This window comes from Kitasatospora sp. NPDC059722 (assembly GCF_042733235.1).
Taxonomy (GTDB): Bacteria; Actinomycetota; Actinomycetes; order Streptomycetales; family Streptomycetaceae; genus Kitasatospora.
In genome coordinates this window covers 1-9,138 of sequence record NZ_JBHWGD010000156.1, presented here as the reverse complement: position 1 = coordinate 9,138, position 9,138 = coordinate 1, and the positions used below count along the sequence as shown (strand labels likewise).

4 protein-coding genes and 1 pseudogene are annotated in these 9,138 nt (G+C 76.3%); 4 read left to right on the top strand and 1 reads right to left on the bottom strand.

The window, feature by feature from the left end; all coding sequences use genetic code 11:
- Positions 1-78: 78 nt before the first annotated feature.
- The gene (locus ACFV4F_RS40795) at positions 79-585 is read right to left on the bottom strand and encodes a hypothetical protein (protein ID WP_380437608.1); all 507 of its coding nucleotides are present in this window, start codon (positions 583-585) and stop codon (positions 79-81) included.
- Positions 586-849: 264 nt separating this feature from the next.
- Between ACFV4F_RS40795 and ACFV4F_RS40790 the strand changes: the two genes are divergently transcribed.
- The 4 genes and pseudogenes from ACFV4F_RS40790 to ACFV4F_RS40775 all read left to right on the top strand — a co-directional run.
- Positions 850-1,593 (top strand): SOS response-associated peptidase, encoded by a 744-nt coding sequence (locus tag ACFV4F_RS40790; protein ID WP_380510609.1) that lies wholly within the window; start codon positions 850-852, stop codon positions 1,591-1,593.
- Between the two features lie 144 nt (positions 1,594-1,737).
- A complete protein-coding gene (locus tag ACFV4F_RS40785; RefSeq protein WP_380510606.1) occupies positions 1,738-7,542 on the top strand; it encodes a tetratricopeptide repeat protein in 5,805 nt (1,934 codons plus the stop codon).
- A 5-nt stretch (positions 7,543-7,547) separates the two neighbouring features.
- Positions 7,548-8,864, top strand: coding sequence for a CHAT domain-containing protein (locus tag ACFV4F_RS40780; RefSeq protein ID WP_380510604.1), 1,317 nt, complete (start codon positions 7,548-7,550; stop codon positions 8,862-8,864).
- A pseudogene (locus ACFV4F_RS40775) lies at positions 8,861-9,138 on the top strand (hypothetical protein); the annotation flags it as partial. The gene ACFV4F_RS40780 and the pseudogene ACFV4F_RS40775, both read left to right, overlap by 4 nt.

Here is a 9,138-nt window from a genome sequence, read left to right as displayed (position 1 = left end):
GCGCCCCGCCCCGGGGGGGCACCACGGCGGGGCAATAGGGTCGGGGCGGGGGCGCGCCGCGGGGGGGGGGAAGGAGGTTCAGCGGTCGAGGTCGATCATGAAGCGCCTCGTACCGGGAGCGACCGTGTCCGCGTGGATCGAGCCACGGGCGCGGTCGAAGTCCCCGGTGCCGCCGGTGATCGCGTTGTCGAACGACGGCGGCGGGCCCGGGTTGAGGTTGCCGAAGACCATCCCCTGGGCGGTGATCTGGCCACCGGGGAGGGTGTAGGTCACGGTGCACTCCTCCGCGCCGCCGTTGTCGGTGCGGGTGGTGGTACAGGTGCCGCCGGTCTCGCCGACCTGGTTGCCGTCCAGATCGGAGAGCACCGAGCGGAAGACGGTCCGGTCGCCCTGGGCGGGGGCGCCGCCGGGGTTGACGGGGAAGAACGACTGCTGGGCGAGGCGGCCGATGAGGGTGATGACCCGGTCGCGGGCCTGGGGGACGGGCGATTCGGTGTTCGTCGCGGCCGTCGCGACGGGGGCGGAGGCGAGGAGGGTGACCAGCGCGGCGGCCGTGCCGAGGCAGGCCGTTCTCACAGGGCGCATTCGTGTGGCTCCTGAAGTCGGTGTTCATGAGGGGGCGGGCGGCTCATTCATAACCTCGGCCCTGCCGTCGCCCGGAACGTCCCGGCACGACCCACCGGCAGATTCGACCGCACGGACCACCCGGGGCGGGTCCCCGGCCGGCGTTCGCCGCTGCCGGGCGCACCGCGCCGTTCGACGCCTCCGCGGAGGCCATGGCCACGGTCGCCGCCTGAAGCGGGTGGGAGGTGAGGGCGTTTGTCGGTCGGGAGTGGCAGGGTGGGGAGCATGTGCGGCCGTTTCGTCTCCACCACCACGCCCCAGGACCTCGTCGGCCTGCTCGGCGAGCTCCGCTGGGACCCCGCCGAGGCCCTCGCCCCGAGCTGGAACGTCGCCCCGACCGACCCCGTCCCGGCGGTGCTCGAACGGGTCGACCGCGAGACCGGCGAGCTGCTGCGGCAGTTCCGGCCGCTGCGGTGGGGCCTCGTCCCGTCCTGGTCGAAGGACGCGTCCGGCGGCGCCCGCATGATCAACGCTCGCTCGGAGACCGTCCACGAGAAGCCCGCCTTCCGCAAGGCCTTCACCGCCCGGCGCTGCGTGATCCCGGCGGACGGCTACTTCGAGTGGCGCGAGGTCCCGGCGGAGGCCGACCGCAAGAAGTACAAGCAGCCGTACTTCCTCAGCACCGGCTCGGTGATGCTGATGGCCGGGCTGTACGAGTTCTGGCGCGACCGCACCCTCGCCGAGGACGACCCCGCCGCCTGGCTCGCCACCGCGACCATCATCACCACCGACGCGACGGACACCGCCGGCCGCGTCCACGACCGCATGCCGCTCACCATCGCCCCGGACGACGTGCCCACCTGGCTCGCCCCGGACGTCACCGACGCCACCGAGCTGCACCACCTGCTGCGCCGGCCCGCCGACGGCGCCCTGCGCGTACGGGCCGTGTCGACGGCCGTCAACAGCGTGCGCTCCAACGGCCCGGAACTGCTCGACGGCGCCGAGGACCCACTGGGGCTCGCGGACTGACGGTGCGGAGTGACGGTGGGGCCTGACGGTAGGGCCTGACGGCGCATCACCCACCTGCCCAAATCCGCTGACAGCCCGCTGATCTCCCGTTACCGTTGGCGAGCAAGCGTCAACGGGGGGGTGGGCAGCACGGTGATCACGTCGATGACGACGCACGCCCGGCCCGAGGGCGGCCTGCCCGACCACGACGCGTTCGAGCAGCGCCGCCGCCCGTCCGCGCCCTCCACCACCGCCGTCAACCCGCACACCGAGCAGCGCAGCGTCGTCCTGCCGCCCTCCGCCGCGCGGGCCGCGCTCAGCGTCGAGGCCACCCCGCCCTGGCACAACCTCCCGCCGCGCTCCGGCGGCGGCTTCGTCGGGCGGGACGCCGCGCTCCAGGCCATCGGCGAGGCGCTCGCGGACGGCGACGGCAGCGGGCTCGTCACCCAGGCCACCACGCTCCACGGCCTCGGCGGCGTCGGGAAGACCACGCTCGCCCTGCACTACGCCTACGCCCACGCCGACCACTACCGGCTGATCTGGTGGATCACCGCCGAGTCCGAGGAGCAGCTCGCCGAGGCCTTCGCGGACCTCGCCGTCCAGCTGTACCCGTCGTGGGCGCTCACCGCCTCCCCGGGCCAGCAGGTCGAGTGGGCGCTGGCCTGGCTGCGCGCGCACGACCGCTGGCTGCTCGTGTTCGACAACGCCGAGGACCCGCTCCACCTCACCCCCTACCTCGGCCGCCTCCTCGGCTGCGGCCACCAGCTCGTCACCAGCCGGCGCGCGAGCGGCTGGCACCCGGGCATCCGGCGGGTGCGGATCGACGTGCTCGACGGGCCCGAGGCCGCCCGGCTGCTGTGCGACACCGCCTACCCGGGCAGCGCCGTGGACGCCGACGAGCAGGCCGAGGCCCGCTCGCTCGCCGACGAGCTCGGCCACCTGCCGCTCGCCCTCGCCCAGGCCGGGGCGTTCGTCCAGCAGACCCGCACCACGTTCGCGGCCTACCGCCGCCGCCTGCTGCGCTCCACCGGCCCCAGCACGGGCACCCGCCCGTCCACCGTCGAGACGGTCGCGCGGCTGTGGCAGACGACGCTGCACACCGTCCAGACCACCGCGCCGTTCGCCGTCGAGCTGCTGCGCACCCTCGCCTGGTACGCCCCCGAGGCGCTGCCGCGCGAGGCGCTGGTGCCGTTCGGCGCGCGCCGGCCGGACGAGGTCGCGGCCGGGCTCCGGCTGCTCGCCGACTACAACCTGATCACCCTCGGCACGTCCACGGTCGCCGTGCACCGGCTGCTGCAGAGCGTGCTGCGCACCGCGGACGGCGGGCGGCGGATGCGTGAGCGCGCCGAGCAGCAGCTCGCCGAGGCGGCGGCGCGGCTGTGGCCGGCGTCCGACCCGCGGCTCCGCCGGGCGCTGCTGCCGCACATCCGCGAGCGGGCCGCCACCGGCCCGTCCGAGCGGCCGACGGCGCAGACGGTCGCGCTCTACCGGCTGGCGGCGGAGGAGTTCACCGACAAGGCGCAGCGGGTGTTCGCGCTGCCGCTGGTGACGGCACTGGCGGACGGCCAGGCCCGGCTGCTGGGCACCTACCACCCGGACACGGTCGCCACCCGCGGCCGGCTCGCCGAGCTGCACGCGCGCACCGGCGATCCGGCCCGGGCCATCGCGCTGACGCGGTCCGTCATCGCGGACCGCCTGCACCTGCTCGGCCCGGACGACCCGGCGGTGCTCGGCGACCGCAACACGCTCGGCCACGCGTACCGGCGGTCGGGCCAGCACGCGCTGGCCGTCGAGGAGTTCGGCTCGGTCGTGGCGGACCGGACCAGGGTGCTCGGCGCCGACCACCCGGACACCCTGTCCAGCCGAGCGGGCCTCGCGTACGCGCTGCAGGTGGCCGGGCGGCACGCGGAGGCGGTGGCCGAGTTCGAGCGCGTGCTGGCCGACGCCGCCCGCGTCCTCGGCCCCGACCACCCGGACACGCTGACCCGCCGGATCGGCCTGGCCTTCGCCCAATTGACGGCGGGCGAGCACCGGTTGGCCGTCGCCCTGTACGAGGAGGCGGTGGCCGACCGCACCCGCGTGCTGGGCCCGGACCACCCCGACACGCTGACGAGCCGCGGCTGGCTGTCCGCCGCGCACGCCGTCGCCGGCGACCACCCGGCGGCGGTGGCCGGCTACGAGGCGGTCGTGCGCGACCGCACGCGCGTCCAGGGCGCGGACCACCCGCAGACGCTCGCCGCCCGCTGCCGCCTCGCCCTCGCGCGCAGCGACGCGGGCAGCCCGGCCGCGGCCCTCGCGGAGTACACGGAGGCCGTCGCCGACTACGGCCGCTCCCTCGGCCCCGACCACCCCGAGACGCTCGCCGCCCGCACCGGACTCGCCCGCGCGCACCGCGAGGCGGGCCGCTACCGGCGGGCGGTCGAGCTCCACCGCGCGCTGGTGCAGGACCGCGAGCGCGTCCAGGGGCCGGACCACCCGGACGTCCTGGAGGAGCGCGGCGACCTCGCGTTCGCGCTGCGCCTCGCCGGGCCGGCCGCGCAGGAACTGCCGGAGCGGGAGCGGCTGGTGGCCGACCGCATCCGGCTCCACGGCCCGGACCACCCGCACACCCTCGCCGAACGCCACCGCCTCGCCTGGGCGTTGCAGGCCGCCGGTCGTCCGCGGGCGGCGCTCGCGGAGTGGGAACGGCTGGTCGAGGAGCACGCCCGCGTCCACGGCCCGGACCACGGGGAGACGCTCAACGCCCGCCTGGGCCTCGCGCAGGCCTGCGGCGCCGCCGGCGACCACCGGCGCAGGGCCGACCTGTGCGACGCGCTGGTCGAGGACCGCACCCGGGTCCAGGGGGCGGACCACCCCGACACCCTCGGTGCCCGCCGCTGGCAGGCGCTGGCCCACGGGGAGGCGGGGGACCACCGTCACGCGCTCACGCTGCTCACGGCGCTCGCGGCCGACGCGGCCCGCATCCAGGGGCCGGACCACCCCGACACCCTCGACAGCCTCTACTGGCTGGCCACCGCACACCAGCGCGTGGGTGACCACCGCAGCGCTCTGGCGGTCTACACCGGGCTGGTGGCCGACCGCACCCGCGTGCTGGGCCCCGACCACCCCGACACCCTGGACGCCCGGCACTGGCTCGCCGCGACACACCGGGACACCGACGACCCCCGCACGGCCGTCAGGCTGTACGAGGAGCTGGCCGCCGACCGGGCGCGCGTCGAGGGCCCGCACCACCCCGCCACCCTGGGCGACCTCCTGGCCCTCGCCCGCTGCCTGACGGTCACGAGCGAGCACCACCGCGCGCTCGCCCTCTACCCGACGCTGGTCACCATCGGCACCCGCGTCCTCGGCGCCGACCACCCCACCACGCTCGGCATCCGCTGGTGGCAGGCCCACGCACACCAGGTGGCCGTCGACCACGCCCGCTCACTCGAACTCTTCGAGGCCCTGGTCGCCGACAGCACCCGGATCCACGGCCCCGACCACCACGAAACGCTCACCAATCGCTGGTGGCAGGCCACGGCGCACCGCCTCGCCGACGACCACGCCCGCGCCCTCGAACTCTTCGACGCCCTCGTCACCGACAACGCCCGCAACCACGGCCCCGACCACCACGAAACGCTCCAGGCCCGCTCCGGCCTGGCCTGGGCCTGCTCCGCCGCACGGAGCCACCGCCGTGCCCGGGACATCGCGGAGGAGCTCGTCGCGGCCCGGACCCGGCTCGTGGGCCCGGACCACCCGGACACCTTCGGCGCCCGGTTCACCCTGGCCTGGTTCGTCCAGGAGGCCGGCGACCACCGGCGCGCGATCGCCCTCTTCGAGTCGCTGGCGTCCGACCGGGCCCGCGTCCTCGGTGCCGACCACCCGGGGGCGCTCGGCGACCGGTGGTGGCTCGCGGTCGAATACCGGGTGACGAACGACTTCGGGCGGGCGACGGAGCTGTGCGAGGCCCTGCTCGCCGACCGGCTGCGCCTCGACGGGCCGGACCACGCGAGCACGCTCGGCACCCGGTACCTGCTCGCCTCGACGCACCAGGCAGCGGGTGACCGGCGCCTCGCCGCCAGGCTCATCGAGGAGCTGCTCCAGGACCGCATCCGCGTCCAAGGCCCGGACCACCCGGCCACGCTGACCGAGCGCGCCAACCTCGCCTTCGCCCGCCACGAGGCGGGGATGATCCGTCAGGCCCTGGACGACCGGGAAGCGCTGCTCGCCGACCGGCTGCGGATCCAGGGCCCCGAGCACCCCGCCACCCTCGACCTGCGCCGCGCGATCGCCCGGACCCGGCGCGAACTCGGCGAGGCCGACCGGGCCGTCGAGCTGTACGAGGCGCTGGTCGCCGACCGGACCCGGATCCAGGGCCCCGACCACCCCGACACCCTCGACGAGCGCCGCGGCCTCGCCCAGGCCCTCAACCTGGCCGGCCGCAAGCGCGCGGCGATCGCCGAACGCGAGGCCGTCGTCGCCGCGCACGCCCGCGTCCTTGGGCCCGACCACCCGGACGCCCTCGCCGCCACCGAGTCGCTCGGCCACGGACTCCGCCGCGCCTGGCAGCACGACCGCGCCGCCGCCGTCTTCGAGCACGTCAGGTCCGGCCGCGTCCGCGCCCTTGGCGCCGGGCACCCCCTGACGCTCGACGCCTGGGACAGCATCGCGCTCAACCACTGCGACGCCGGGCGCTACGCCGAATCCGTCGCCTGCTACGAGGACGTCCTCGGCGCCGCGACCCTGGCCCTCGGCGAGGGCAGCCTCCAGGTGCTGATGACGCGCCGCGACCTCGCCGACGCCCGGCTCCTGGCCGGTGACGCCGGTTACGCCGGTTACGCCGGTTTCGCCGGTAGCGCTGAAGCCGCCGTGGCCGACTACACCGCCCTGGCCGCCGACGCGGCCCGGCACCTCGGCGCCGCCCATCCGATGGTCCTCGGGACGGAGGGCAACCTCGCGCTCGCGCACCGGGCGACCGGCGACCAGGAGGCCGCCACGCTCCTGGCGGCGGAGCTCGTCGCCCGCACGCGCGAGACCCTGGACCCGACCGACCCCCGCGCCCTCCTGGCCCGCGAGATCCAGGGCCTCGTCCTCGCCGACGGCCCCCGCCCGCTGCGCGCCGTCGTCCTCCTGGAGGAACTCGCCGAGGAAGCCACCGAGGCGCACGGCCCCCGCCACCCGGGCACCCTGAGCATCCGCCAGAGCCTCGCGTACGCCCGGCTCCGCGCCGGGGACCACGCCGGGGCCGTCCGCGTCTACGCGGGCGTCGTCGCGGACCTCCTGCCGCCCAACAGCCGGAGCGCCGTCACCCTGCTGGCCGACGGGCACCGGCGGCTCGACGAGCGGGCCCTGTCCGTCGGGGCCGAGCGGCCCCGCGTGGTCGGCCACTACCCCACCCTCGCCGTCGGCCTCGCCCGAGCCCTCGCCGGGGCGGGCCGGCCGGAGGCCGCGCAGGAGCTGCTCGACGCCGTCCGGGCCGGGCGGGAGGCCGTCATGGGCCCCGAACACCCGCTGGCCGTCGAGACCCGGGCGAGGCTGCACGGTTCTGCGGAGCCTCCCGCCCTCACCGCCGTGCCCGACCAGCCGCTCCCCGCACGACGGGCCCGGCGGACGGCCGTGACGGTGTCCCGCAGCGCCTGGCGCCCCCGGCTCACGCTGCTCGACGAGCCCGCGCCCGGCACCACCGTGCGGCTCGAACTGCGGCTGGAGCCCGACGCGCCCGGCGCCGACCCCCGCGAGCTGCCGGACCTGCGGCTCGTGGCCGCCGTCGCCTCGGACGCCGCGCTCGAACCGCCGGTCGCCGCCTACGCGCCCGGCCGCGAACCGGCCGTGCTGGCGCTGACGCCCGCCGTGCCGGGGCGGCACCGGGTGCGGATCACCGTGTACGACGCGGGCCACGGCGCCGCCCTCCAGGACCTCACCGCCGTCGTGGACGTGCCGCTGCCCGGTCCCGTCCGCAGCCTCCCCGATCCCCAGTCCACGCAGGAGTGACGCACGTGCCCCAGGAGCTCCTCGTCGAGATCCGGCAGAACCCCTCCGCGAACTTCACCCGGCTCCCCCGCCAGCGCAGTCCGCGAGAAGCCGAGGACGCCAGGGACGCCAGGAACCCCGAGGACGCCGAGGACCCGCTCCCGCTCGACCTCATCGTCTCGCTGCGCCGCCGGCGCGACGACACCCTGGACGTCCACGCGTTCCGGCCCGGCGAGCGCACCCCGCGCACCCGCCCGCACCGCGCGGAGCTCGCTGTCACGGGCACGAAGCTCCTCGCCAGGGCCGCCCGGCTGCGCACGGCCTGGCGCGACCAGCTGGTCCGCTACGCGACGGTCGACGACTTCGGGATGCCCGACGACTACCCGTTCGCCTCCGCCGTCGACGTGTCCCACCTGCGCCCCGTCGCCGAGGGCCGGGCGGCCGAACTCGCCGAGGAGGGACGGTACTTCCTGGAGACGATGCTCGACGGACCCGGCCGGGAGCTGACCGTCTTCCGGGAGTACCTCAACCGGACGCTCACCGAGCACGGCCCGCTCCGGATCAGCTTCGACTCCGACCTGCACCTGCCGTGGCCGATGCTCGCCGTCGACGGCGGACCGGGCCCCGACGGCCGCCCGGACCCGTGGGCGGACTTCCTCGGCCACCGGCACCAGATCGAGCAGACCGGCGCCGCCTACCCGCCGATCCAGCCGCCCCACCCGGCCCGGCCCCGGCCGGTCACCAGCCTCAACACCGACGACACCCTCGAATCCATCGGCCGCGCCCCCGAGGTCCGCAAGCTGCTGGAGGACCGCTCGCACCTCACCGTCCGCACCGAGTCCCGCGGCCTGCTCGACGCCCTGTCGCGCGCGGTGCTGGACGAGGACGTCATGTACTTCTGGTGCCACGGCCAGTTCGTCGCCGACGGCTCCGCCTTCAAGCAGCTCGCCGTCCGCCTCTCCGACGACCGGCACATCGACGCCGACCTCGTGCGCCGCCACCGGCGCCGGCACCTGGACGCGCCGGAGGCGATGTTCCGGCCCTTCGTCCTCCTGAACGCCTGCCACACCGGGCAGTCCGCGGAAGGCGAACTCGAACACCTGGGGCGGGCGTTGGTCGACCTCGGGGCGGAGGGCGTGCTCGGGCCGCAGATCGAGATCCCGCAGGTGTTCGCCGCCGAGTACGCGTTCGCCTTCCTCGACCTCTACCTGACCGGCGGGCTGACCGCGGGCGAGATCACCCAGACCCTCGTCCGGCGCTTCGCCCGCGAGCACGGCAACCCGCTCGCGCTCACCTACTCCCTGCACTGCGGCATCGACAGCATCCTGGAGCTCACGCCGTGACCCGCCGCCCGCCCCCGCCGTCCGTCCGGCCCGTCACCGTGGACCTCGACGAGAACGGTCGGCTGCTCGTCCCCGGCACCCGGACCCCGGTGCCCGAGGCGCGCGTCGCCGAGCACCTCGCCCGGCACGTGCGCGTGCCGGAGCGGGCCACCGACATCTACGTGTACGTCCACTGCTGGCAGACCAGTCACGACGCGGCGGACCGCGCGGCCACCTCGCTGCTCTCGCGCGCCGCCGTCCTGCCCCGGGCCCGCCCCGGGGCCCACCCGGGCCT

What these genes read in the sequence shown, in the direction of transcription:
- ACFV4F_RS40785 (WP_380510606.1), top strand. Translation starts at nt 1,738, where the DNA reads ATGACGACGCACGCCCGGCCCGAGGGCGGCCTGCCCGACCACGACGCG.
- ACFV4F_RS40790 (WP_380510609.1), top strand. Translation starts at nt 850, where the DNA reads ATGTGCGGCCGTTTCGTCTCCACCACCACGCCCCAGGACCTCGTCGGC.
- ACFV4F_RS40795 (WP_380437608.1), bottom strand. Translation starts at nt 585, where the DNA reads ATGCGCCCTGTGAGAACGGCCTGCCTCGGCACGGCCGCCGCGCTGGTC.